The organism is Streptomyces barkulensis (assembly GCF_002843305.1).
Classification (GTDB): Bacteria; Actinomycetota; Actinomycetes; order Streptomycetales; family Streptomycetaceae; genus Streptomyces; species Streptomyces barkulensis.
In genome coordinates this window covers 1-23,509 of record NZ_PGSG01000115.1, presented here as the reverse complement: position 1 = coordinate 23,509, position 23,509 = coordinate 1, and the positions used below count along the sequence as shown (strand labels likewise).

Annotated in this window: 22 protein-coding genes; 12 read left to right on the top strand and 10 right to left on the bottom strand. The window is 68.5% G+C overall.

Features of this window, described 5'->3' with window-relative positions; translation table 11 throughout:
• Positions 1 to 110: 110 nt before the first annotated feature.
• The 5 genes from CUT83_RS26645 to CUT83_RS26625 all read left to right on the top strand — a co-directional run bounded on the left by CUT83_RS26645 (position 111) and on the right by CUT83_RS26625 (position 6,376).
• Positions 111 to 1,400, top strand: a complete 1,290-nt coding sequence (locus tag CUT83_RS26645) for a DUF3631 domain-containing protein (protein WP_101258379.1) — start codon at positions 111 to 113, stop codon at positions 1,398 to 1,400.
• Between the two features lie 548 nt (positions 1,401 to 1,948).
• Positions 1,949 to 2,833, top strand: a complete 885-nt coding sequence (locus CUT83_RS26640) for a DUF2637 domain-containing protein (RefSeq protein ID WP_101258378.1) — start codon at positions 1,949 to 1,951, stop codon at positions 2,831 to 2,833.
• Between the two features lie 578 nt (positions 2,834 to 3,411).
• Positions 3,412 to 3,753 carry a plasmid mobilization protein gene (locus CUT83_RS31220; RefSeq protein ID WP_338104189.1) on the top strand — a complete coding sequence of 114 codons (342 nt, stop codon included), beginning with the start codon at positions 3,412 to 3,414 and terminating at the stop codon, positions 3,751 to 3,753.
• A gap of 4 nt (positions 3,754 to 3,757) precedes the next feature.
• Positions 3,758 to 5,425, top strand: a complete 1,668-nt coding sequence (locus CUT83_RS26630) for a relaxase/mobilization nuclease domain-containing protein (RefSeq protein ID WP_101258376.1) — start codon at positions 3,758 to 3,760, stop codon at positions 5,423 to 5,425.
• A gap of 93 nt (positions 5,426 to 5,518) precedes the next feature.
• Complete coding sequence (locus CUT83_RS26625; protein WP_101258375.1) at positions 5,519 to 6,376, top strand: hypothetical protein; 858 nt, start codon at positions 5,519 to 5,521, stop codon at positions 6,374 to 6,376.
• Here the strand turns inward: CUT83_RS26625 and CUT83_RS26620 are convergent.
• From CUT83_RS26620 to CUT83_RS26585, 8 genes are all read right to left on the bottom strand, one after another.
• Positions 6,364 to 7,224, bottom strand: coding sequence for an aldo/keto reductase (locus CUT83_RS26620; protein WP_101258374.1), 861 nt, complete (start codon positions 7,222 to 7,224; stop codon positions 6,364 to 6,366). The genes CUT83_RS26625 and CUT83_RS26620 overlap by 13 nt on opposite strands.
• Entirely contained in the window at positions 7,164 to 8,369 is a 1,206-nt protein-coding gene (locus tag CUT83_RS26615) for a JmjC domain-containing protein (protein ID WP_101258373.1), read from the bottom strand. The genes CUT83_RS26620 and CUT83_RS26615 overlap by 61 nt, the downstream gene beginning before the upstream one ends.
• A gap of 82 nt (positions 8,370 to 8,451) precedes the next feature.
• Positions 8,452 to 8,613: a hypothetical protein gene (locus CUT83_RS30420; protein WP_155071312.1), complete on the bottom strand. Its 162-nt coding sequence runs from the start codon at positions 8,611 to 8,613 to the stop codon at positions 8,452 to 8,454.
• Between the two features lie 542 nt (positions 8,614 to 9,155).
• Positions 9,156 to 9,743, bottom strand: a complete 588-nt coding sequence (locus tag CUT83_RS26605) for a class IV adenylate cyclase (RefSeq protein ID WP_101258372.1) — start codon at positions 9,741 to 9,743, stop codon at positions 9,156 to 9,158.
• A complete protein-coding gene (locus CUT83_RS26600) occupies positions 9,740 to 10,417 on the bottom strand; it encodes a class I SAM-dependent methyltransferase (protein WP_101258371.1) in 678 nt (225 codons plus the stop codon). The genes CUT83_RS26605 and CUT83_RS26600 overlap by 4 nt, the downstream gene beginning before the upstream one ends.
• A complete protein-coding gene (locus tag CUT83_RS26595; protein ID WP_240958079.1) occupies positions 10,335 to 10,976 on the bottom strand; it encodes a P-loop nucleotide/nucleoside kinase family protein in 642 nt (213 codons plus the stop codon). Before CUT83_RS26595 ends, CUT83_RS26600 begins: the two co-directional genes overlap by 83 nt.
• On the bottom strand, positions 10,969 to 11,871 hold the full coding sequence (locus CUT83_RS26590) for a radical SAM protein (RefSeq protein WP_101258370.1): 903 nt from the start codon (positions 11,869 to 11,871) through the stop codon (positions 10,969 to 10,971). The genes CUT83_RS26595 and CUT83_RS26590 overlap by 8 nt, the downstream gene beginning before the upstream one ends.
• Before the next feature lie 107 nt (positions 11,872 to 11,978).
• Entirely contained in the window at positions 11,979 to 12,671 is a 693-nt protein-coding gene (locus CUT83_RS26585; RefSeq protein WP_101258369.1) for an HAD family hydrolase, read from the bottom strand.
• Between the two features lie 96 nt (positions 12,672 to 12,767).
• Between CUT83_RS26585 and CUT83_RS26580 the strand changes: the two genes are divergently transcribed.
• The gene (locus tag CUT83_RS26580; protein ID WP_173915155.1) at positions 12,768 to 13,541 is read left to right on the top strand and encodes a DUF5919 domain-containing protein; all 774 of its coding nucleotides are present in this window, start codon (positions 12,768 to 12,770) and stop codon (positions 13,539 to 13,541) included.
• A complete protein-coding gene (locus tag CUT83_RS26575; RefSeq protein ID WP_101258367.1) occupies positions 13,528 to 13,995 on the top strand; it encodes an NUDIX hydrolase in 468 nt (155 codons plus the stop codon). Before CUT83_RS26580 ends, CUT83_RS26575 begins: the two co-directional genes overlap by 14 nt.
• Here the strand turns inward: CUT83_RS26575 and CUT83_RS26570 are convergent.
• On the bottom strand, positions 13,977 to 14,546 hold the full coding sequence (locus tag CUT83_RS26570; RefSeq protein ID WP_101258366.1) for an HD domain-containing protein: 570 nt from the start codon (positions 14,544 to 14,546) through the stop codon (positions 13,977 to 13,979). The genes CUT83_RS26575 and CUT83_RS26570 overlap by 19 nt on opposite strands.
• 869 nt (positions 14,547 to 15,415) lie before the next feature.
• Between CUT83_RS26570 and CUT83_RS26565 the strand changes: the two genes are divergently transcribed.
• The 5 genes from CUT83_RS26565 to CUT83_RS26550 are packed head-to-tail and all read left to right on the top strand — an operon-like array spanning position 15,416 to position 22,159.
• A complete protein-coding gene (locus CUT83_RS26565; protein ID WP_143688630.1) occupies positions 15,416 to 17,212 on the top strand; it encodes a hypothetical protein in 1,797 nt (598 codons plus the stop codon).
• A complete protein-coding gene (locus tag CUT83_RS26560; protein ID WP_101258364.1) occupies positions 17,212 to 19,362 on the top strand; it encodes a DEAD/DEAH box helicase family protein in 2,151 nt (716 codons plus the stop codon). Before CUT83_RS26565 ends, CUT83_RS26560 begins: the two co-directional genes overlap by 1 nt.
• A gap of 60 nt (positions 19,363 to 19,422) precedes the next feature.
• Positions 19,423 to 19,608 carry a hypothetical protein gene (locus tag CUT83_RS29900; protein WP_143688629.1) on the top strand — a complete coding sequence of 62 codons (186 nt, stop codon included), beginning with the start codon at positions 19,423 to 19,425 and terminating at the stop codon, positions 19,606 to 19,608.
• A complete protein-coding gene (locus CUT83_RS26555) occupies positions 19,605 to 21,683 on the top strand; it encodes an AAA family ATPase (RefSeq protein ID WP_101258363.1) in 2,079 nt (692 codons plus the stop codon). The genes CUT83_RS29900 and CUT83_RS26555 overlap by 4 nt, the downstream gene beginning before the upstream one ends.
• Positions 21,683 to 22,159, top strand: a complete 477-nt coding sequence (locus CUT83_RS26550) for a DNA phosphorothioation-associated protein 4 (protein WP_101258362.1) — start codon at positions 21,683 to 21,685, stop codon at positions 22,157 to 22,159. The genes CUT83_RS26555 and CUT83_RS26550 overlap by 1 nt, the downstream gene beginning before the upstream one ends.
• A 459-nt stretch (positions 22,160 to 22,618) precedes the next feature.
• On the opposite strand, the gene CUT83_RS26545 is transcribed toward CUT83_RS26550, so the two are convergent.
• Positions 22,619 to 23,365 carry a transposase family protein gene (locus CUT83_RS26545; protein ID WP_101254054.1) on the bottom strand — a complete coding sequence of 249 codons (747 nt, stop codon included), beginning with the start codon at positions 23,363 to 23,365 and terminating at the stop codon, positions 22,619 to 22,621.
• Between the last annotated feature and the right edge of the window lie 144 nt (positions 23,366 to 23,509).

Here is a 23,509-nt window from a genome sequence, read left to right as displayed (position 1 = left end):
GCCCCCGGCGGCGCAACGCCGGAGGCCCCAGCACCCCCGAACGGCCCTGGAAGAACCAACCCGGCGGCAAGGGCGCGCAAGCCCGCCACCGCCAGACGAGGAGCTGCCCCGTGGAACATGCGGAAGCCGAGCCCTATTCCAGCCCCTGCCAGCCTTCGTGGCCGCCGGTCGCCCTCCCCGGCCGGCCCGGCCACCACACCGGCCAAGCCTCCACATCTGCCGACGACGGTGCCCCGGACACGGCTACGGCGGGCCAGCCCGCCGAGGAGGTGGTGCCGGAGCCGGAGCCGACTACCGGGTCGGTATTGCTCGGCGAGCTGCGGGCGCAGATAGCGAAGTTCGTGATCCTGCCTTCTGCGGAGGCGTTGGACGCGGTGACGCTGTGGGTGGCGGCGACGCATCTGCAGCCCGCGTGGCAGCACGCCCCGCGTCTGGCGGTGGTGGGACCGGCGAAGCGGTGCGGCAAGTCGCGGCTGCTGGACGTGCTGACCGAGACGGTCCACGAGCCGATGCTCACCATCAACACCACCCCGGCCGCGGTCTTCCGCTCGATCACCGATGAGCCGCCCACCCTCCTGGTGGACGAGGCCGACACCATCTTCGGCACCCCGAAGCAGGCGGAGAAGAACGAGGAGATGCGCGGCCTGCTCAACGCCGGACACCAGCGCAACCGCTACGTCACCCGGGTCGTCGGCAACGACCACACACCCCACAAGTTCGCCACCTTCGCCATGGCGGCCCTCGCGGGGATCGGTGACCTGCCCGACACGATCATGGACCGCTCCGTGGTGGTCCGCATGCGCCGCCGCGCCGAGGGCGAGAGCGTCAAGCCCTTCCGCTCCCGCCGCGACATCCCGGCCCTGCACGACCTGCGTGACCGTGTCGCCGCCTGGGCCCGGCCGCTGCTGGACGAGGCCGCGGACCTGGAACCGGTGATGCCGGTGGAGGACCGCGCCGCCGACACCTGGGAGCCCCTGGTGATCGTCGCCGACCTCGCCGCCGGACCCTGGCCCCGCCGGGCCCGCGCGGCGTGCGCACGGATGGTCGCCACCGAGGTCGAAGCGGAGGAGGACCAGCCGGGCGGAGCCCGCATCCTGGCCGACATCCGCAGGGTGTTCGCCGCCCAGCGCGAACCCGACAGCCTGCCCACGGACGAGCTGCTCCACCAGCTCCGCCAGGATGCCGAGAGTCCCTGGGCGGAGTGGGGACGAGGCGGGCTGACCGCCCGCGACCTGGCAGCCATGCTGCGTGAGTTCGGCGTCAAGCCCGGCAACGTCCGCCTTGCCGACGGAACTCAGCGCAAGGGGTACACGCGCAACAAGTTCCTCGACCCATGGCGGCGCTACTGCCCCACCGTCCACTCAGTGGACACCGCACCAACCAGCACCACGATGGCCTGAGCCCCGCGTCCCCCGGTTGCCGTCCCTGCCGTCCCTGCCGTAAAACCGCAGGCCAACCGGCATGCGGCCAAGACGGCAACCGGGGGCAAGACGGCAACGCGATCACCAGCCCCGCTGGGACGGCGCCCACATCCGTCTTGTGCCGTCCCTGGCGTCCTTGACGTATCACCGCAGGTCACAGCCTCTGGGCCAGGACGGAAGCCCGCACGCAACGTCCCGACGGGCGAGAGCCACGTTGAGACGGACACAGGCACAGCGGTGCATCCCCGCCCCAGGAACCAAGGTCCGAAGACGCTGGCAGGACCAGCCGGGACGGAAGGCCGACGCGGCTGCCGTACCGACCCTGACCTGCGCTTGCAACGGCCAGGACGGCGAAGACGGATCACGCGACCACGACCCGAGCCACACCGCAGGAGCACCCCAGACCCCATGCCCTCCCTTGCGATACCCACCGCACCAGCCGCCGCCCATAGCGGCAACAACATCAGCATCTCCGGACTCCGGATCATCCCGACGGTGGCGGAGCACACCACGGCGAAGGGCGGTACGTGGTGACCCAGCAGACCGCCGAGCGATATGTACTCGTCGCGGCCGGAATCGTCATCGTCGCCCTCACCGCCGGCGGATTCTGGCTCTCCTACGCACACCTGGCCGAGGTCGCCGGACAGCACGGGCTGGGTGACTCCCCGGCCCGTCGGTGGGCCTGGCCTGCGACCCTGGACGCCTTCATCGTCGCGGGCGAACTGCTCATGCTCCGCGCGGGACTGCGCCGGGCACCGGACTGGTGGGCCATCGCCCTGACCGCCACCGGATCGATCGGCTCCATCGTCCTCAACGTGGCCGGAGTCAGCGGCACGGGCGACGCCGACACCGTCCCCTTCCTGGACTACGTGGTCGCCGCCGTCCCTCCGACCGCCGCGCTGCTGGCCTTCGGCGTCCTGATGCGGCAGATCCACCAGCTCGTCGCCGAGCCCGCCAGCACCCCCGCCGCAACCGCTGAGGCTGTCAGGGGCGCAGGGATGGAAGCGGACCCGACTGCCGATCCGGTCACCCCTGATCCGAGCTCCGGCCCGGTGCATCAGGCTCTCGGCATGGCCAGGTCCGCCGAGGGACTGGCGGATCAGGACACCCCGACGCCCACGGACGTCGCCACGGAGACCGGCACCCCCGACACGTGGACAGCCGAGACGACCGAAGCAGATTCAAGGGGCGGAGGCAAGAAGACGGGCCGCCCTGCCGGAGCGACCATGGAACAGCTCCTCGCGGTCGCCCGCCCCGCCGTCGCCCAGCACCGCGTCTCACGATCTGTGGTCGAGCAGGCGGTCCGCTCAGCAGGGCTCCCCCTGGGCAGTACCCGCTTCACCCAGCTCATGCGCCAACTGCGCGCAGAGGAAGCACGATCCCAGGTACGCAAGCCCCCGGCCGTCGAATGACGCCTGACGCGGTCCGCTGCCCGGTGCCGGATCGGGCAGCGGACCGCGCTCACTTCTGCCGACCCCAACCAGCATCGGCAGAACTCCGCTTCCTTGCAGCGCGGGCCGGTTACCAGCCCACACCCTGTGGACACCGGCCATGCCGCCGCCGCACCCACAGATTCCACCCGCCGCGGCCGTCGGTCACCGTCGCCATCCGCCCAGACGCCTCGCCCCAACCAGCAACCATGGAGACGCTGTTCATGACCACCCACCAAAGCCCCGACGGCACCACGCCCACCACGGACGGCACTGCGGCGAGCAGGAACTCTCGCCTGACCAACGAGCCGCACCACGGACCCGTCCCCATCCAGCAGGAGGCACCCGCAGCCGACCTCGGGGCAGCAAGTTGTCGGGTTAGGAGTCCTTACCCGGCCTCCGCCCCGGGGGTGGCGGAGGCATCCGGCGCCGTGGGGGCGCCGGGGTCGGCCAGCCCGGGGGAGCCGACCGTGGGAGGGGCCACCGAGCCGTCGCCGAGCGCGCCGCAGCCGCCTACGCCGCGTCGTCGTCTGCGCGAGCATCAGCTACGTGAGCGCCGCGTGCATCCGCGCTACAGCGACGGCGAGTTCGCCGACCTTGCAAAGGCGGCCGGGGCCAGTGGCATGCAGGTGGGCGGCTACGTCGCCGAGGCGTCGCTGGCCGCCGCCCGCGCCGACGACCCCGCGGCGGCGGTCGCCGACTACCGCGCCGCGGTCAGAGTACTGATAGCCGCCAACGGGCAGCTGGGCAAGGTCGGCAGCAACCTCAATCAGCTCGCCCGGCACCTCAACCAGGACGGCGCCCTGCCCGAGCGGGAGGCGGTCCGCCGCCTCCTGGACCGCGTCGAGGCGTCGATCGCCGAGCTGGACACCGCCATCGCCCAGGTGACGGCGGGGCGGTGAGCCGGTGATACCGAAGATCATCCTCGGCAGAGGCAGCACCCGCCGCCTGGTCGCCTACCTGTTCGGCACGGGCCGGGCCAACGAGCACACCGATCCGCACCTGGTGGCCTCCTGGAACGACTTCGCCCCCGACCCCGGCCGCAGCCCGCACCGCGACCTGAAGGCGGTGGAAAGGCAGCTCGCGGCCCAGCTCGACCAGCCGGTGGCCCTGCTGGGCGACCGGGCGCCGAAGACCACCATCTGGCACTGCCCGGTCCGTGCCGCACCGGAGGACCCGGTCCTCACCGACGCCCAGTGGGCGGACATCGCCCGCCGGATGGTGGCCGCCGCCGGTCTCGCCTCCGACAGGGACGGCCAGGCGTGCCGCTGGGTGGCGGTACGGCATGCCGAGGACCACATCCACATCGCCGCCACCCTCGTCCGCCAGGACGGCCGCCGCCCCGACCGGGGCCACGACTACCGCGCCGTCCAGAGGGAGGCACGAAGAATCGAGGCCGACTACGGGCTTCGGCGCCTGAAGCCCGGGGACGGCACCGCGGCCAAGCGCCCCACCAGCAAGGAGCACTTCAAGGCCAAACGGCAGGGCCGGGACGCCACCGCGCGGGAGGTCCTGCGCCTGCGGGTCCGCCGCGCGGTGGCCGCCGCCACCGACGAGGCCGGGTTCTTCGCGCTGCTGGCCGCCTCCGGCGTGGAGGTGCGCCCGAAGGCCGGGCCGTCCGGCGACCTGCTGGGCTACAGCGTCGCCCTGCCCGGGGACACCAACGGCCAGGGCGAGCCCGTGTGGTACTCCGGCTCCACCCTGGCCGGCGACCTCTCCCTGCCCCAGGTCCGCCAACGCCTGGGCACCCTCACCCCCGAGCCGGTACCCGCCTGCCCGACCGATCCCTGGCACCAGGCCACCGCGGCCACCGAGCGCATCCCCCACCACCTCACCGGCAGCGACGACAGGGTGGCGCAGGGGCAGCTGGTCGCCCTCGGCGGAGCCTTGGACCTCCTGCCGGTTGCCGCACCGGCCGGTCTGCGGGACGAGCTGGAGCAGGCCGCCGTCGCCTTCGAGCGCGCCACCCGCTCCCGCATCACCGCGGACCTCGACAGCGCCCGCGCCCTGCGCCGCAGCGTTCAGGCGATCGTGCGCGACCCCACCCCGGCGGACGGGGCCGGGCTGGCCATGCTGCTGGACGCCGCGCTCCTCGCCGTGGCCTACGCCAGGCACTGGCACCGCACCCACCGGCACGCCCAGCAGGAAGCAGCTGCCGAGCAGACCCTGCTCCACCTCCAGACCGCCTACACACGAATCGCCGGGCCGGTCCTGGACCACTTCGCCCACCGCACCCCCAGCCTCCAGACCAAGCAACGCCTCGCCCTCCACCTCCAACAGGCGACCCCCGAGCACGCCGAGCGCATCCTGAACGACCCCGCCTGGGACGCCCTCGCCGCCGTGCTCGCCGACGCCGAGACCACAGGCCACAACGCCGCCACCCTCCTCGACCAGGCCCTGGGCCAGCGCACCCTGAACGACGCCCGCCACCCCGCCCGCACCCTGACCTGGCGCATCCACCGCCTCGGCCAACGCCACGCCCCCAGCCCACAAGCCCAAGCAGCCAGAGCACGCACCACCGCGCAGCACCCCGCCGCTCCAGACCCGCAGCCGTCCCGGACACGGCGCCGCTGACCACACTGAGCGGACCGCTGTGCCGCGTCTTCCCTTCCGGAGACATGGGAGGCCGGTTCCTTGCTAGCGTCGGACGGCCGCCAAGGAGGTTCCATGCCATCTTCCGCGCCTGCCGCCGCACAGGCCGACCTGAGAATCGAGCCGGTCGACACCGTGCTCGACGACGTCGAGCGCTCCCTCCGGACCCGGCTGGACCGGGACACGCTGGTACGCAAGCGGCGCTCGCTGGGCGCGCGGACGGACCGGGGCACATGGGTGCGCATCGAGCGGCGCCGGATGGAGAAGATCGGCGGCCAGGGCTGGAACGGCACCGAGTGCGCGGCCGTGCTGGAAGGAGTCGCGCAGCCCCGGTGGCACCGGGCCGTCGTGTGGCGTCAGCCGGACGGTGCCGCGATGTGGCGGGCCGACGAGACCGATCTGCTGCCCGGAGCGCCGATCGGCACCAGCGTCCTGGCCTCCGACCCCGGGCTGCCGGATGCGTGGTGGCAGGCGTTGAACGCCTCGCTGGACGTGCTGGCCGCCCACCGCACGAGCCGCGTCGCCACCCCGGACACCGTCACGATCACCCAGCGGGATGTCACCGAGGCGATCGGTCGGTTCCTGCCCGATGGCATCGATACGACGGTGAGCCAGTGGCGGCCCGCGCACGCGGACCTGAACTGGGCGAACATGACCGGTCCGCAGTTCTGCCTGTTCGACTGGGAGGACTGGGGCATGGCACCTCGAGGGCTGGATGCCGCATCGCTGTGGGGCAACTCCCTCGCCGTCCCGGCCCTGGCCGAACGCGTCCGCCACGAGCGGCGCCGCGACCTGGAGAGCCGGGACGGCAAGCTGATGACCCTGTTCGTCTGTGCGAAGATCCTGGCCCCGGACGCCCACCCCGAGGATCCCCGCCCGGAGCCGGCACGCCGGACGGCGGCGCGGATCGCGGAGGAACTTCAGACCGGCTGACGGCCCGTCCGCTCGCGGAGAAGCCGCCGGTACGTGCGCAGGCTGCCGACATCCGCCTCGTACCGCAGGGCGGTGACCAGCTCCGCCAGGTGGGACGGATCGTCCGTGCCGACGGCGACCCTCCCCACCTGCGGCAGCCGGTAGGCGGTGCGGAACGCGGCCTGTACGGCGGAGAGACCGTCGTCAGGGTCTTGGACGAAGACCTGCGGGTCGAAGGTCTTCCACAGCGGGTCTCCGGTCCCGCCTCCGAAGGGGCTCATGCCCCACAGCTGATCGAGGCCGAGGCCCCATCGTGCTGCCAGGGCATCCGATGCGTCCAGGACGTCGATCGGAACCAGAAGCCCCGCCCGAATCATGAGCACGTCGGGCCTGGGCATGGTGTCGTCCACGAGGCCGGGCAGTGGGCGGGGGTCCCATGAGGAGACGCCCCAGGCCCCGCACAGCCCGTCCGCCGCGGCTTTCTCCAGGGCGGCGCACGCCGTACCCAGCGCTTCCTGACCAGCGGAGGAGCGTTCGGGCAGGGAGCGTTCCGGGTTGTGCAGGAACACCAGGTCGGGGACGCGTCCGAGGTCACGGTTGGTCTGTTCCACGGCTGCCCGGAGCCTGCCGGGGTCGAGTGAGTGCTCGGCCCCGCAGGCGGCCGGGAAGAATCCGACCTTGGTGGAGACCGTGAAGCGGGGCAGGAGGTCGCCCCCCACCTTCGCCAGGGCGGTGTGGGCCGAGAAGCCGTGGTAGTTAAAACTGGTGTCGATCGCCTCGACACCGAGTTCCAGCGCGCTGGTGAGGATCAGGCGCTCATGACGAGATCGGTGTAGCCCGAGGACAATTCGGGGGTCAGGTTCGCGCACAGTTCCTCCTCCACCAGGATCTTCGCCAGGGTTCCCACCTCGGCGCCCACGACCTGGGCGGCCTCGTCCAGCCGCACCGGGTGGCCGCTCAGGAGCAGGCGGAGTCCGGGCAGGGCCTTGGAGGCGAAGGTGAGTTTCTTTCCTGCGGCCACCACGGTGACCGTCTCCTGTTCCTCCTGGATCAGCGGCGGGAACTCGCTGACACACACCACGGCCCCAAGCGGTCCGAAGATCTCCAGGAAGGGGACGTGCCGACCGGAGGGAGCCTCGCGCTCGCGGAGCCGGAGGAACTCCGCCGGGCCGCGTGCGTCGAGGAGCCGGGAGGCCGCGTCGGTCAGCCGCCGTTCCTGGACCTGCTGCTCCTCCGGGCTGCCCCAGCGGTCGAGGTCATGGCGGAACACCTCCTCCTGGCGGGACCAGTCGGCGAGCCAGGTCAGCCAGCTCACGGCGGTGCGCTTGGCGAACCCGAAGGTCACGTGGGTGCTGTGGCCGCCGCCCCGGCCCGCCCGGGTGGCGGCGTGCCAGTAGCCGCGGGGAATGTGCATGACGTCGCCGGCCTTCATGGTGCCGGTCCACACGATCTCCTCGCTGGGGGTGTTATTCCGCTCGGCGTCCCGGAACATGGGCACGGGCCGTGACGTGCCACGCACCTCCCACTGCTTCTCTCCGGCGAGTTGCACGATGAGGACGTCGTGGTCGTCCCAGTGCAGGTCGAAGCCGGAGGCGTCGTTGGTGGTCAGGTACACGTTCGCCTGGACGTGCTCCCGGGACCACCACTGCAGGGCTCGGCACGTCACTTCCATCGTGGGGTCGAAGACGTTCGACTGGTCCAGGACCAGCGTCGCACCCTCGCGCAGCAGGCTGCCCACGCGGCGCATGCCGGCCATCGGTATCGCCTGGCCCCGGGGTGTGACCTGCCGGTCCAGGTACGCGTCGGGGTGCAGCTCCTCGCCGCCTTTGAAGAAGCGGAACTGGGGGTTGGCCAGGCTCCGGCGCATGACCATGTCGAGCAGGCGCGCGGGCGTGAGCAGTCGGGTGACGAGCTGGGGGTCGCCGACGCTTCCCCGGGCGAAGTCCTTTCCGAGCGGGGCCGGGCCGTCCCACCCCAGTGCCTCTTCGACGGCGCGGACCAGACGGTGCTCCATGGGCTGTTCCCTTCCTTGCGTCAGATGGGAGGTGGAAGGTGGAGGGGCCGCGTGCGCGGCCCCTCCACCGGAGAGCCGGCGGTTACGCCGCGTGGTTCAGGCCGTCGCCACCGGGCCAGGGGCCGTCACCGGAGCTGCCCTGCCCCGGGTCGGAGGCGCTGCTGTCGTGCCGGTCGTGGACGCTCGCGAGGACTTCCACGGCGACCAGAAGACCCTCCTCCACGGAGGGGGTGGTGTCTCCCACTTGGTGCTCCTTCCTCTACCGGTTCTCCCGCCGGGTTCGGCGGGAAGCTGTGGTGTGCGGAGGCGCTGGTGTTGCCGGGGCCGCCCCGTGGCCGTAGGGGAGTCGTCCACGGGGACGGGGTAGGAGGGGGGCGGCTCGCCGGCCCGGGCGGTGTTCAGCCGCGACGCGGGAAGCCGCCTCGTGCTCGGTGCCTTCCTCCACGCCGCCTGCCGGGCGACTCGGCTCCGGCGGGAGCGCCAGGGTGCGCGGAGCGCGTCGGTGCGTCGTTGAGGAGGACGGCTTGCCAGACCTGCTCCTGCAGCTTCCGGATGCAGGAGCCGCAGGCGTACATCGGTGCCTGGACACCGGCCACGTTCACGGGACCGATCCACAGGACGCGGGTCCACCGCCGGCCGCAGTAGAGCCAGCAGGAGCCGTCGACCCACCGGTTTCCGTCGTCGGTGGCCGCCGGGGCGGGAAGCCCGCCCGGGCGAAGTCGGGGATGCCCGGTGCCGCCCTGTGTGGCCCGGCCGGTTCCGGAAGCACGGTGCTCCCCCCGGGGGTCAGGTGCCCTGGGTGGGCACGGGGCGGGACTCGTCCTTCTCGGAGTCGGCGAAGAGGAGGGTGGGCTCGGAGAGGATGTCGCGGCCCGCCTCGCTCTTGTAGATCTCGTCGACGCTGCCGAACCGGGCCTCGGAGTAGTCGAGTTCGAGGAGGGCGGCGGCCTGGCGGACCGATGCCTCGTCCGGGCCCTCGATCTCGACGAAGGTGGGGAGGTCCGGCCAGGTGTCGAAGTCGAAGACGACCTCGCCCAGGCTCCACTCCTCCCGGTAGTTCTCCTGGTAGCGGACCTCGCGCAGCCCGATGCGGCGAAGGATCTCGGCCATGGCGTGCAGGTCGGCCACCTCGGTCTCGACCTCGGTGGTGCCGTCGATGGTGGTGGCGTCGGTGACCTGCTTGAGCGTGAGCGTGGACCGGGTGCCCTCGTTCCGCAGGCGGATCCAGGCGCCGACGTCGAGGGCGTCGTTCTCGAAGATCTTGCGGGTGAGGAGGGTGCGCGGGAGCACCTGGACGGCACCGAGCCGGGTCAGCCTGGTCTGCAGGTCGGTGACGTCGACGGCGAGGAACTTCGCTTCGTACTCGTGCTTCATGAGTCCTTCTTCCCGTAACGGTGGGAGGGGCCGGGCGTACGGGCCGCGAGGATCAGACCCATGCGATGGGTGTGGTCCTGGAGCCGGCCGACGTGGGCCCGTTCGGTGAACTCGTTCGTGCGCAGCGTGAGCAGCACGTTCCAGTCGCCGATGAAGTGGCGCCGGAGCCTTTCCGGGGACGTGTAGTGCTCGACCAGGTGGTGGCGGTGCTCGACGGGCATCATGAACTCCGCGCCGAAGAGGCCGCCCGGACCGACCAGGCGCTGCATGTGGTGGACGAACTCGGCGAGCGGGCGGTGGTGGTTGGCACTGTAATGCCAGGAACAGCTCGTCCAGACCGCGTCGCAGGGCGTGCCCGGCGGTTCGTTCTGGAGGAAGTCGCCCTCGACGACCTGCACGCGCTCGTGGAGCTCTTCAAGTTCGAGCCGGTCGGTCAGGCCCATCGCATGGGTGTGCTCCTCACCCGGAAGGCGGACCTCGCCGCCGTGCAGGGCCAGCGGGTCGCGTTCGATGGCGATGACGCGGTAACCGGCGGCTGCCAGCGGCAGGACGAACTTGCCGTCGCTCGCGCCGACGACCGCGACGGTGGCATCAGCGGTGATGTGCTCCCTCAGCGCGGCGAGGAACTGGGGGAAGAAGGTGAGGGTGTGCTCCCACAGGCTCTGTGTCCGCACGGTGGTGGGCTCCTTGCGTGTCGATGGTGAGGATCGCCCGGAGGACCTCGTCGGGGTCGAGGCCGGTGGTGTCCACACGGTGCATCGGGAACCGGGCGTAGGCGGCGGTGAGCCGGTCGACGGTGGCCTCGGCGAGAGCGTCCCAGTGGGTCACCGGCTTGTCCCGCCCGGCCAGGCGCCGCCGGCGCTCGTCCTCGTCGCAGACCAGGTGGTAGGTGATGGGCTGTGGCAGGTCGGGCGGCAGCGTGATCCCGAGGCGGGTGCCGAAAGCGTGGTGGGTGGCCAGGCAGCGGGCGAAGTAGCTCTCCACGACGACCGGGATGCCGAGGGCGAGATGGCGCCGTATCTCGTCGGCCGCGGTGAACAGCGCGGAGAGGTGGAAGCACATCCGTGCCTCGACGTTCCCCCGCTTGTCCACGTCGCGCCGCAGGTGCTGGTAGGCGGGCGGTACGGTCGGGACCAGCACCGCGCCGCGAGCCGCTGCCAGCATCGGCGCGATGGTCGACTTGCCGGTGCCGCGGAGTCCTTCGAGGCTCTCGAACAGCGGGCGCTCAGACACGGCCGTACACCACGTCCGGCACCGCGAGGGCCAGTTCGTCGGTGGCGGTGGGCCGGTGGACGATGCGGTTGGCGCGCTTGTCGTACCAGAAGGCGTGCGCGTCCCTGCCGACGGCCTTGCAGGACATGGTGAGCGCACCGCGCGGGTCGGCCTCGATCCGTTCGATCTCGGTCGGGCCGCCGGCGGGTGCGCAGACCTCCGGGGCGCCGTGCTCGGACAGGTCCTCGTCGACGACCACTTCGACGGCCGGCTGGGCCTCCCGGAGCCGCTCGCGCAGGCGGGCGTACGCGGCGGGGTCGGTGACCAGGAGCTCCGGGTGGGCGGCGGCGTTGCCGACCGGACGCAGGCAGTGCAGCTTCAACTGCCGTACCCCGAAGTGTTCCAGGACGCGGGCCAGCGGCAGTACCTCGTCGATGTTGCGGGAGGTGACCGTCATGGTCGCGCCCGCGGGGACGCCGAGTTCCCGGGCGAGGCCGAGCGCGTTCAGCGCGCTCTGGTAGCTCCCGGACCTGCGGATGTGGTCGTTGGTCGAGCCGACACCCTCCAACGAGACCCGCAGCAGGTCCAGGTGCGGGGCGATCTCGGCCAGCCGGCGCTCGATCCGGTAGCCGTTGGTGCAGATCTCGACCCGCAGGCCCAGCTCCTGCCGGGCGTGCCGGACCACCCGGGCGAGGTCCTTGTAGACGAACGGCTCGCCGCCGAGGAGGGTGACGGCCTCGGTGCCGTACCGGTTCCGCATGAGCGTGAGGAGGTTGGCGGCCTGCTCGGCGGTGAAGGCGTCGGCGTGCTGGAGCCGGGTGCCGTGGAAGCAGTGCAGGCACTCGAAGTTGCAGCGGTACAGCAGCTGCAGGTACAGCATCCGGATCCTGCGGATACCGGTGACTTCCGCGATCACGTGGGCCTCCTCCGGCCAGTCGCCTGGTTGGAGACCCGATGGTGGCGGAGCGTACGGGGACCGCGTCACCGCGTATCCGGACGCTCCGAGGACGTCCCGGGACGTTTTCAGTGCGCCGCGAAGGACTCCAAGATCCTCAGGAGGCCCGCGGTGTCCGACAGGTCGGGCAGTACGACGGACGCGCCGGCGGCGGCCAGCTCCTCGGCGCTGTGGATGCCCGAGGCGACCGCGACGATCCCGGAGCCCGTGGTGAGTGCGGACTCCACGTCCCGTGGCGTGTCACCCACCAGCGCCACGGGCACGTCAGGGCGCACACCGCGAAGGAGGCGGGCGCGCTCCCGGGCGACGGCCACGAGGCCGGGGCGCTGGAGCGCGTCGGCACCGTAGGCTCCGACCGACAGGTCGAGCAGAGGGTCGAGGTCGAAGGCCGACAGCTTCACCCGGGCATTGGCCGCGATGTTCCCGGTCAGGATCGATGACACCCAACCGTCCTGTACCGAGACGGCCTTGAGCGCGTCCCGTACGCCCGGCAGAGCCGTCCCACGCCTGCGCAGCTCCTCAAGCCGCTCCTGGCCGGCGAGGGCGAGGGCGACCTCGACGGCGGTCCAGTCCGGCTCGGGCAGACCCTCACGCAGGAACATCTCCCGCATGATCAGGCGGTCCGTGCGGCCCTCGGTCCGTGCCGGTTCGGTCGGCGGACGGCCCGCCAGCGCCGAGAACGCGGCCGCGTAGATCTCCTTGCTCACCCCTGCGTTGTCGATGAGCGTGTGGTCGATGTCCCACAGGACGATGAGCTGCATTCCGCCAGGGTAAGCACCCGGGTGCGGCGCCGGCCTCGCAGGAACGTCCCATAACGTCCTTGCCCGATCACGCCCGCCTCGGCTTCCATGGGCCCTGTGAACGAGCGACTTCACTCCGTACTCGCCCAGCGCGGCGTCCCGCCCGAGTCGCTTGCCGAAGCCTGCGGGGTGGACCCCAAGACCGTCAGCCGCTGGCTGGGCGGGCGCGTACCCCATCCGCGGCACCGCTTCCGTGTCGCGCAGCACCTGCGGGTGGAGGAGACGTTCCTCTGGCCCGCCCCGCAGCCCCGGGCCGGCCGCCCCGCCGCAGGATCAGGCGCCGAACTCGTCGGCACCTACGCCAACCGCGCCAGCGTTCCCCGCGAGATGTGGCTCTCACTGCTGCGGGAGGCCCGGAGGGAGATCGGCGTACTCGTCTTCTCCGGCACCTTCTTCGCCCAGTCCAACCCGCACGTCGCCAAGATGCTCGCCGAGCGCGCGGCCGACGGCGTTCGGGTCCGCCTGTGCTTCGGCGACCCGGCGGGCCGGGCGGTCGCCGTCCGGGGCCGGGAGGAAGGCATCGGCGACACCCTCGCCGCCAAGATCCGCGCCTCCCTGACCTACTACCGCTCCCTGCTCTCCGAGGAGGGATGCGAGGTGCGGCTGCACGACACCACGCTCTACACGTCGATGTTCCGCTACGACGACCACCTGCTGGTCAACCCGCACATCTGGGGTCAGCCGGCCAGCGCCAACCCTCTGCTCCACCTCCGAAGAGTCGACGCCTCCGGGTGGTTCGACAACTACGCTCAGAGCTTCGACGCCGTCTGGGCCGGTGCCCGGCCCTGGACGCCCGACCAGGAGGGGATGGCCGCCCATGGGCAGGACTGAGTACTACCACGACCCCGACGCCCCCAAGGCGAACACCCTCATCCCCGCCAGCAACCTGCTCGTCGTCGATGAGGACGGCGCCATCCTGCTCCAGCGCCGCCGCGACACCGGCCAGTGGGCCCTGCCCGGCGGCGCCCAGGACATCGGCGAGACGGCCGCGCAGTGCGCGGTGCGCGAGTGCCTGGAGGAGACCGGCATCGTCGCCGAGATCACCGGCTTCCTCGGCGTCTACACCAACCCCCACCACATCGTCGCCTACACCGACGGCGAGATCCGCCAGCAGTACGAGACCACCTACATCGGCCGCCCCGTCGGTGGCGAACCCACGATCAACGACGAGGCCGACGGCGTCCGCTTCGTTCCCCCAACCGACCTGGACCGGTACGACATCCACCCCAGCATGCGCCAGCAGATCGGCGACTACCTCGCCGGCACCTACCCCCACCTGGACTGAGCTGCCAGCGCCTCCTCCACCCGACCCACCGCGGCGAAGATCTCCGGCGCCGCCCGGCGGATGAACCGCCCCACCACACTGTCGTCCCCGTAGCGGCCCCGGATCTCGGCCACCCGCTCCTCGGCGGTGGTCCGCTCCCCGTCGGGCGTCGTCGTCATGTCGCAGTAGACCAGCGCGTCCACCAGCAACTGGTCCTCCAGCAACGGGAACTCCGCCTCCAGCACATCCCGCATCCCGCGCTCCTCGGCCTCCAGCAGAGCGAACGAGTGGTTCGCCACCAACCGCACCAACCGCTCGTCCGCACCATGCTCGTCACGCAGGAACCGGGCCCCGTCCAGCGGATGGAACCCCGTCACGGCCAGCCGTGGCGCGTACCCCACGTCGTGCAGCGTGGCAGCAGCAACGAGCAGGCTGGTGCTTTTGCCGAGCACCTGCCCGACTTCGGTCGCACGTTCTGACACTCCCTGGACGTGCGCCCATCGGCGTGGGAGTGCGGTGCTGAGTTCGGCTTCCGCTACCTGCGTTGCCCACTCTCCGATCAGTTCGTCCATGTCGGCTTTCTGCCCGTGGATGTTCCGTCCACCCCTTCAAATACGCTCATCAACTTGACTCCGTTGGGGATCTTGGGGTCCCGACGGGCAGTGTGATCAACGAGCACGCTCGGCTCTGTTCAAGGACCGATGCAGTTGCTGAGGTGCCCATTGTCGCTCCACGTCCGTTCTTGTGAGCAAGTCCCCTCTTTGACCGTGCAGATGGCGCGGGCGGGCAAACCGGGCGGTAGGACGGCGATGTGGGTGAGAGACCACCTGGACGGGCTGTGGTGTGACGAAGACTTCGCCGACTGGTACCTGGCAACGGCCGCCTGGACCTCTCGCCGCCCAGCCAGCCACCGCCTGTGTCCTGTAGTTCCTGCTCGGTCTACCGGACCTGCAGGTGGCCTAGTTGCCGCCCCCTGGCGGTCACGGCTCAGGAGTCGTGACGGCGAACAAAGCGGAGAACGTGAAGATCAACGAGCGGTAGATCAGCGGGATCGAAGGGTGGGAGGAAGAGAACGGAACGGTGGGTGTGACTGTCCCGCTGATGCTGAGAGGCCGCCACTGATCGGTAGGGCAGGCAGGCCAGGCCGATCTGGAGGGGTGCTCGCTACATGGACGGGGCGTGAGGCTTCAGGAAGCCGCGCCCACCGTTCCGCCTCTGCTGCAGATCAAGAAACCATGGATGAGTTTAGGGCGTCCCCTGTACCGTCGAAGCGACACGCTGTCGCTGGTGTCCCAGGAGGGGGGGAAGAGACACAGGGGTGTGCTGGAACGAACAACCCGATGACGCTTTTAACGTGCGGTGACCGGCAGTCCGGTCGCTCCGTGTGATGAGGCGCTGCTCCCAGCGTGCTGATCATCGTCCACCCCTACCTCTGAAGGCCATGAACGCATTCGACCGTTGGTACAAGGGGCTCAGCAACTTCGACCGGGACCTCGTCCTGCAGCACTTCTGCGCAGAGGATCCGGTTCCGCTAGGCGAGCTTGCTTCTCGGCATGCCCTTCTTCGGGAAACTGCGCGGCAGCGCCGAAACTTTCTCATGGAGAATTTCAACCGTAGTGTCGAGGAGGATTCGATACTTCATGCCTGGATAGAGCACGCGGAACTTGAATTGCGAAAACCTTGCCTCGTCAGTTCGTTTCTGGACCGCCACGCTTGGCTTGGCGAGAGTATTAGTGACAGGCTCACCGTCCTCCGCCTGCTCACCGGCATGCGCTGGCTGGATGCGACTACCTCCGCTTCCCCGACCGGACAGTGGATCTTCGCGGACGACCTGGAAGATTGTGGCGCCGCCACGGTGAGAGCCCTTGATCTTGATGTCGACGAGGTAATGAGCCTGTCGACAGCCTCCGCTCTCCTTGACGCACGTCAGGTGCCTGTCCCCAGTGATCTCGACACCCTACGTCAGTGGCTGATTCACTGCGGTCTTGACTGCGAGGGAAACCAGATCTCGTTGACTCGCTCCAAGCTCCAGCCGACTGAGACCGCTGTCGCCTCTGGCGAGCTGTCCGAGCTGGTCGAGCAGCTGTCCACCCTCATCCTAGTAAATAAAAAAGGCGAGAGTATTCTTACTCTCGGTGACCTCCTTGGTGAGGCGGAGACGGTGGACGGGGAGCTTGGAGTGGTCTCCCGCATGCTTCGCGACACCACCTTCACGGCGGACAAGGGCTGGGTTGTGCCGGATCGTTCCACCGATGCTGAGCGGCGTCGGGCAGTGCGAGGTGAAGGAACCTCGATGGATCAGAATGCTACGGAGGGTAATAGTTCTTCGAGTGTGATCGAGGAAGTCAGAAACAGGGAAGCAGAGGGTGACGAATCCATTCCGCTTGCAGGCATGCTGGCGGATGCCGACGAAGCGGGTCTGGAGGCATCGCCCGGAGACCTCATCGCGCAACTCCTCGAAGGCTGCGCTGAGGGTATGAGCACCTCGCTCATCGAGGGTGCGCTGGACGGAGTTGTGCCACAGGGAGAAGTGGCAGAAGCGCTCTTCACGGATGCGCGCTTCGCGATCACGGCCAGGGGAGCTTGGTGCCTCCAGAACGGTTCTGACACGACTGCCCCCTCCGCTGCAGCGATCCCGGCCCAGGGTCTTTCCTCCCGAGAAGAAGCGTCCGCCTCGACCACCGAGGCCGCCGGCGGCGTCGGCTCGCGCGGCGGGCTTCAGCGTGAGCGCGAGCGCCTCGACAAGGTGGAGGCTGCCTTGCGCGAGGCGGACATCCCGCTGACTGCCGAGGAACTGAAGGAGCGCACGGGCGTCACCATCGGGATCCAGTATCTCCGGCAACAGATCGAAGGGGATGCCCGCTTCAGCCGGAGCCAGCGGAACCAGTGGGCGCTGACCGAGTGGCACCTCCCGGTGTACAAGCCGATCAAGGAACTGATCTCCGATATGGTCGATGCACACGGCGGCCAGGTTGAGGCAGACAAGGTCGTGGCGCTTCTCCGCCGAGACTTCGATATCAAGGAGTCCAGCCTGCGGGCCGCCATGTCCATTGCACCCTTCACTGCACGCGGAGGGATCGTCCGCCGTATAGGTGATGACCTGAACACTGGCTCCGAGGAAGCAACTGTTCCCGCAGCCCGCACCGCTGAGGCCGACACGTCGGCCGAGCAGCAGCCCCACCCCGTCGACGAGGCCCCCGACGTGGACGACCTCATGGACCATCTGGGGTTGATCTGATGGTGGCTTCCCTTTTCCTCCGCGACTGCGGCGCTGAGTCCGACTACCGCAGCGACCGTAACAACCTTGTCGAGGACTTCTACCTGCCTGCCCTCGCTGCCTCCACCGCCTATGACCGGGCCGTGGGCTACTTCGCTGCGTCCGTGATCGCCACGCTCGGGCAGGGAATCGACGAGTTCACCGCGCGCGGCGGCACTATGCGGATCATCGCCTCCCCCTACCTTGACCCTGTCGACATCAAGGACATTGAGGACGGCTACGAGCTGCGCGAAGTGCTCCAGCGTGCTGCCCTCCGCGACCTGGAGCAGGCGGTCGAGGACGCGCGGGCAGCCCGCGGCCTCGGCAAGCTCGGACGACTGGTCGCCGAGCACCGAGTCGATTTCAAGCTGGCCTATGTCGAAGAGCGTGGCCGCGTCGGCATATACCACGAGAAGATTGGTGTCTTCAGGGACGGCCGAGACGTCATCGCCTTCAAGGGCAGCGCCAACGAGACCCGCTCCGGCCTCGTCGGCAACTTCGAGGCGATCGAGGTCTACCGGAGCTGGGATCCGAGCGATGCACGCCGGGCCGCGCGCATAAGCAAGGACTTCGATGACCTCTGGGAAAACCGCACGCGGATGCTGCGCGTCATCCCGTTTACTGAGGCCGCCAAGGTGATCGTCGAGCGCAGCGCCCGGGCCACCGCCGACCAGTACGAGCTGGATGACCTCCCGACCGGCGGAACCCCCATCCGCACCACGCCGCTGCCTACTCCTGGCACGCTTGCGATCCCGCCCAGTCTGAAGGTTCGCGACTACCAGAAGGAAGCCGTCCAGAACTGGTTCCGCAACCACTGCCGAGGCATCCTCCGCATGGCCACAGGTACAGGCAAGACCCTCACCGCGCTCTCTGCTGCCTCTCAGCTCGGCACGCTCCTTCGGAAGAGCGATGCGTCCGCCTCACTCCTCACCGTCGTCGTGGCCCCGTACCAGCATCTAGTCGACCAATGGGCCAAGGACATCGAGTGGTTCGGCGTGACACCGTTGCGGGCCTACGAGGCGACCAGTAGATGGTCCCCGCGCGCTCACAGCTTGCTTCAGAACATCACCCTCGGCGGTACCCGAGGCGGTGTCATCGTCACCACCAACGCCACCTTTAGCGGCGATGCCTTCCAGAACCTGCTCAGCTCCTACCGGGGGCACCTCCTCCTCATCGCGGACGAGGCTCACAACCTCGGCGCCGCGCACCTGCGTACCTGCCTCCCGGAGAAGGCCCAGTACCGCCTCGGTCTCTCCGCCACCCCGGAGCGCTGGTTCGATGAGGAGGGCACCGACGCCCTCACCGACTACTTCGACCGAGTCGTCTTCGAGATGGGCATTGGCGAAGCCATCCGCCGCGGCGCTCTGTGTCGTTACACCTACACGCCCATCCTCGTGGAGCTGGACGACGAAGAAGCCGAGCTGTACGCAGAGACCAGTGCGAAGATCGCCCGCCTGATCGCGGCCGGCACAGACCTGAAGGAGACCGCCGACCGGGACAGCCCGCTCGGTCGACTTCTGAAGAAGCGCGCTGACATCATCGGCCATGCCCGCGGCAAGCTAGAGATCCTCCACGCGGAGATCGAAAGGCGCCGGGACACCAGCCACCAGCTGATCTACTGCGCCGAGGGCAAGCACCCCCTTCTCCACGAACATGGCACCGACGGCCCGCGCCAGATTGACCAGGTCATGGAGATAGTCGGCAACGAGCTGCACATGCCCGCTGCCCGCTACACCTCGGAGACCAAGCGCTCGGCCCGCCTGGACATCCTGCGCCGCTTTGAGAACAACGACCTCCAGGTCATCTCCTCCATGCGCTGCCTGGATGAAGGCGTGGACGTCCCGGCCTCCCGGACCGCCTACCTCCTGTCCAGTTCCTCCAACCCCCGCCAGTTCATTCAGCGCCGCGGCCGCGTCCTGCGCAAGGCACCCGGCAAGGAGCGGGCGGACATCATCGACTTCGTCGTCGTGCCGCCTGCGGGCGGGGACGCGATTCAGTACGAGACCGAACGCAGCCTGCTCCGTCGCGAGCTGGCTCGCGTCGAAGAATTCGCTCACCTCGCTGACAACGAAGGGGAAACGCTCAATGTCCTCCGCCCCGTGCGCGAGCACTACGGCATCTTCGACACCTGAGCCCTCATTGCAATTACCCCCATTCCTTTCGTACCTGCTACCTCGAACCAGGAGTAACTCGTGAGCGACGAAACAGCCGGCCAGCCTCCCGTACGAACGGTGCGCGACGTCCTGAACGAGCTGCCGCGGGAAGCCAAAATCCTCGTCCAGAAGGTCATCGACCTGGAGACCGAGAACATTCACATCAGGGAGACGACCAAGGTCGTCCCGAAGATCGTAGACGCCGTGAGGGAGCTGACCAAGTGAAGCTGCTCAAGCTGACGCTGAAGAACTTCCGCGCCTTCTACGGTGAGCAGGTCCTCGACCTTTCTGTAGAAGAGGGAAAGCCCGCCGTCCTCATCTTCGGTAACAACGGTGCTGGCAAGACTACCCTGCTCAACGCATTCGCCTGGGCTCTCTACGGCACTTTCTCGGAAGACGTGGAGCAACAGCATCGCGTCATTCATGACAAGGCATGGGCGGACACCGCGTTCGGGGAGGACGTCACGGCCTCGGTTCGGCTGGACTTCGAGCACGACGGGACCCGGTTCTCTGTGGTCCGGCAGGTTACTGTGACCAAGGAGAAGGCGGATCAGGAGCCCGTCGAGCCTGAGTTGACGGTCACGGAGGTCGGGACGGACGGCGAAGCCCAGAGCATCCTCAACGGACAGGACCGGATCGAGAAGATTCTGCCCAAGGGTCTGCGTCAGTTCTTCTTCTTCAACGGTGAGCGCATGGAGAAGATGTTCTCCGGCGACGTGAAGCGGGGAGGCGAAGGCAAGAACGAGGAGGTCCAGAAGGCCATCAAGACCCTTCTGGACTTGGAAGCCATCGAGCGTGCTCTGGAGGATCTTCCGAAGGTCTCCCGAAAGCTCGCCAGCGAGATCGATTCCAAGGAGGACAGCAGGCTGAAGCAGCTGTCCGACCACATGGACCACCTCGCCATCCGCGAGAAGGAAGAGGTGGCAGAGATGCTGCGTCTCTCCGGCGAGATCAGCGCCTTCCAGAAGGAAGTCCAGTCCATTGACCGCGCCCTGCTCCAGAACAGGGAGGCGGAGCCGCTCCAGAAGAAGCGGGACTCGCTGACCCGCCGGATCAAGGCTGCACACGACCGGCACATGGAGTACAAGAGCCGCAAGCGCGAGCTGCTGTCGCGACACGGCTTCCTGGCTCTGACCAGCGGGATCGACACCAAGGTGATTCAGCTCGCAGACGCGATGCGAGAGCGCCGCCAGCTGCCCGCAGGTATCCAGCGCAGCTTCATCGAGGACATCCTCGAAGCTCAGCTGTGCATGTGTGGCCGTGAGGTCCGCGAAGGGACCCAGGAGTACGAGGAGCTGGACAAGCGTAAGTACAACGCCGGTCTCGAGGACGTCCAGGAGAGCTGGATGCGGGTCAGCGGCAAGATGAAGAACCTGGAGGAGAGGCGCCAGGAGATTCTGGAGCAGCTCACCCTCAACGCTTCCGACATCCAAAAGGCAGACGCCGAGATCAGCGAGCTGGAAGCAGAACGCTCCGATATCGATCGGCAGTTGGAGGGGGTGAACATCCAGGACGTTCAGCGCCTTATCGAGCGCCGGAAGAACTATGCCTCTAAGGAGACCGACGCCCGTGTCGCGCACAAGGAGGCTGAGAACAAGGTCACCTCGATCAGGCAGGAGGCAGAGTCCATAGGCCGTCAGTACCGGAGTGCTGAGGCCAAGAGTGAAAAGGCTCGAAAGGTTCAGAAGCAGGTCGAGCTCGTCGAGAAGGTGCGTGCCGCGCTGGAGGAGATCCTCGAAATCAAAACTGAGGAGGTCCGCGACCAGCTCGACAAGAAAGTCAAGGAGGTCTTCTCCCGGATCTTCATCAAGAGCTACGTACCCGAGCTGAACGACGACTTCGAGCTGGAGCTGCACACCGCGAGCGGAGTGGCCATCCGCTCCACCGGTGAGAACCAGATTCTCGGCCTCAGCTTCGTCGGCGCGGTCTCCGAGGTTGCCAGGAACATCAGTGCCCGGAAGAAGAACAGGGGGGAGGTGACCATCGAGACCGGCAGCGGCGGTGTCTACCCGGTCGTCATGGATGCCCCCTTCGGCAGCCTCGACCTGACCTATCAGGAAGAGATCTCCAAGGCCCTGCCAGCGCTGACATCTCAGATCATTACCCTGCTCTCGCAGTCGCAGGCGCGGGGCAAGGTTCTGGAGAACCTCCAGCAGGCCGCCAATCAGATGTACGTACTGCGTTCTTACACGCCGAACCAGTCGGCGGGCGAAGAGACGATCGTGATCAACAACCGTGAGGTTCCGTACGTGTCACACGGCGACTTCGAGCACACTGTTCTGGAGAAGGTGACCTTCTGATGGCCTACACGGACCGATTCCGCCGGCCCCGCGCGCATGAGGACTTGCTCGGTAAGCTCACCGACAGAAAGACCGGGACGTTCGCGACCATGGTCGAGGCGATGATGTTCGCCGCGCTGCTCGGCCGCCGCCGAGGCGAGCGAAAGCCGTTCGACGAGGCCGATGAGCCGATCCGCCTCGCGCTCATGGAGAGCAGGGACTACGGGGAGGTGCTCCTCGACATGCTTGGAGCCGTCGAGTACCCCGACGACCCGAAGATCCTTAGCGCGGACCGCCAGCCTGAGCGGGTCCTCATCTTCGAGGAGTACGCGAACGCCGGCCTGTCCCACCTGCAGACTCTCATAAACCGTCAGTCCGACCAGGACCTTGACACGATCATCTCGAACCTCGTCCTCGAAGGGCTTAGGAAGCCTCCGTTGGAAGAAGAGAAGGACGACGTTGGCGACATCCTCGCCAGCGCTGACCTGGACTGGTAAAGCCGCTACTTCAGGGCAGGGTTGGCAGCCGGAAGCCGTACGGCTGTCAACCCTGCCCACCTCTGTGGAGCGTAGTAGTTGGTCTCGTGTTCGTGGGGCGGGATGTCTCCGATGATGTGAAGCAGCTGGTCGTTGAACCAGTCGACCCACTCTGCAGTGGCTGCGGCCCCGGATGCCCGGGGCCGCAGCCACCGCCTTCACCATGGCCCACCCGGTGGGGTGGCTGTGAATAATCTCCGCGACCACGCGTACCGCGCAATCGCGAAGCTCGGCAGGGTCAAGGGATGGGCGGGCCATGACTCGATCAGCTCAGGGAACCGAGCCTCCAATTAAAAGCTGAGCGTTTCATGCTCTTTAATCCACTGATGCCGAGAGGGGCAACGTGCTCGGAGGTTGTGCGACTCCTGACAAGACGTTGAAGGTGATCCCAGATGGTTAGCCGGCGTCACTGAACGCTTCTCATCCTGAGCGCCAGGCGATCTCGATGGCGTGAACGGCGGCGACCGTGCGACCGATGCGGTTGGTGCTGCACCGGGCCTTGCGGAGGATCCGCCATTGCTTGAGGCGGGCGAAGGCGCGTTCGCCCGGGGCGCGCAGCCGGGCGTGGTCGCGGTTGTACTGCTGGTAGTGCTCGGGCAGGTCGCGATGACCGTAGTAGGGGGTGCGGACGGTCGCGCCGGCGCCCTGGTAGGCGCGGTCGGCCAGGACGAGGAGCTGACGGGACAGGCAGGCTTGGATCACACCGTGGGCGCGGGCTGCGGTCAGGTCGTGCGTGCGGCCCGGTGTCGCGCGGGAGAACCAGAGCGGGGTGCCGTCCGGGCGGGCGATGACCTGCACGTTCATCCCGTGGCGGCGGTGCTTCTGCGAGTAGTACGGCTCGTCCGCCGCGATGCGGTTGGTAGTGATCAAAGTGCCGTCGAGGATGACGAACCCCTCCGGCGGCAGCTCGCGCAGGGCCTCGTGCAGGCTCGGGGCGCGCTCGGCGAGGAGGTCGACCGTTTCGCTCACGTACCGGCCGGCGGTGGCGGTGGAGATGCCGAACCCCGCTGCGGCCTGGGCCAGGGTCTCGTTCTTGCGCAGGTGCACCAGGACCAGCAGGGCCTGGCGGAAGCAGCCCAGCTTCCGCCAGCGGGAGTTCAGCTCACGCCTTCGGGCGTAGATGAGCCAGGAAACGTGCTCCACGACTTCGTGGGGGACGTCGAGCATGGCACGATACGGGACCAACAGGGCTCCTGTGTCGAGACGTTGGCGAGTGAGATCACCAGCCGCAACGACCAGGAGCCCTGCCGCGTTACGGCCCCCCGACCACCAGCCGCCATCACCCACGAACCACAGGATGAGAAGCGTTCA

Coding starts and splice junctions, on each gene's coding strand:
- CUT83_RS26625 (WP_101258375.1), top strand. CDS start 5,519: ATGCCATCTTCCGCGCCTGCCGCCGCACAGGCCGACCTGAGAATCGAG.
- CUT83_RS26615 (WP_101258373.1), bottom strand. CDS start 8,369: ATGGAGCACCGTCTGGTCCGCGCCGTCGAAGAGGCACTGGGGTGGGAC.
- CUT83_RS26605 (WP_101258372.1), bottom strand. CDS start 9,743: ATGAAGCACGAGTACGAAGCGAAGTTCCTCGCCGTCGACGTCACCGAC.
- CUT83_RS26585 (WP_101258369.1), bottom strand. CDS start 12,671: ATGCAGCTCATCGTCCTGTGGGACATCGACCACACGCTCATCGACAAC.
- CUT83_RS26575 (WP_101258367.1), top strand. CDS start 13,528: ATGGGCAGGACTGAGTACTACCACGACCCCGACGCCCCCAAGGCGAAC.
- CUT83_RS26570 (WP_101258366.1), bottom strand. CDS start 14,546: ATGGACGAACTGATCGGAGAGTGGGCAACGCAGGTAGCGGAAGCCGAA.
- CUT83_RS26565 (WP_143688630.1), top strand. CDS start 15,416: ATGAACGCATTCGACCGTTGGTACAAGGGGCTCAGCAACTTCGACCGG.
- CUT83_RS26560 (WP_101258364.1), top strand. CDS start 17,212: ATGGTGGCTTCCCTTTTCCTCCGCGACTGCGGCGCTGAGTCCGACTAC.
- CUT83_RS26550 (WP_101258362.1), top strand. CDS start 21,683: ATGGCCTACACGGACCGATTCCGCCGGCCCCGCGCGCATGAGGACTTG.
- CUT83_RS26545 (WP_101254054.1), bottom strand. CDS start 23,365: ATGCTCGACGTCCCCCACGAAGTCGTGGAGCACGTTTCCTGGCTCATC.